General features: G+C 55.5%; 1 protein-coding gene. It reads left to right on the top strand.

Annotated features, from left to right (window positions below; genetic code table 11):
* Window positions 1–357: transposase (locus RCF13_RS21780; RefSeq protein WP_308141547.1), on the top strand; the 357-nt coding region annotated here is incomplete at its 5' end.
* Between the last annotated feature and the right edge of the window lie 229 nt (window positions 358–586).

Below are 586 nucleotides of genomic sequence, written 5' to 3'. Positions count from 1 at the left end.
GCCAGAACATCGAAGGCTAAAGCAAGAACTGAACCCGCTTCACCGACGGCACGCAAGCGCATCACCTACACGCCAGCTCAACGTACGTCCATCCTAACTTCTATCGAAAAGGCGACAAAAGGTGGTAAGACCACTCTTAAGGCCGCATTGCAGCAGGCTGGAGTGAGCGAACAGACCTACTACAATTGGAAGAACGCGGCTGCAAAGACAGTGCCCGAACCATCTGCAAGATCATCCGGCGATGATCTTGCCACCCTGGTTGCCCTTGAAGCCGAGAACCTAAAGCTACGCCAGGAACTTGCAGCAAAGCTGCGCGCTGAGAACGAGGAACTACGCAGACGTCTCGGTCTGATCTGAGAAAGACTTCTGCGAACCCTGGGCTTCAGAATGAAGTCACACAGATGACTTCTCACGCGCAAGTCATCTGTACCCCTTTCAAGGGAGATCCGTAGCCGCCGGTTCTCCCTTCTCCTTGCCTGGCAAAGAGGAAACGACGGACTACCGCAAAGATGCTGTCGCGCCTCGCCCCGTCGATTTCGTCGTTAGCGTGAAACGATTGGACGGACCGGGAAGGCGCCTGATCCGG

Source organism: Stenotrophomonas maltophilia group sp. RNC7 (genome assembly GCF_030910085.1).
Taxonomy (GTDB): domain Bacteria; phylum Pseudomonadota; class Gammaproteobacteria; order Xanthomonadales; family Xanthomonadaceae; genus Stenotrophomonas; species Stenotrophomonas sepilia.
Note: the sequence above shows the minus strand (reverse complement) of the source record. Positions and strands in the feature narration are given on the sequence as shown.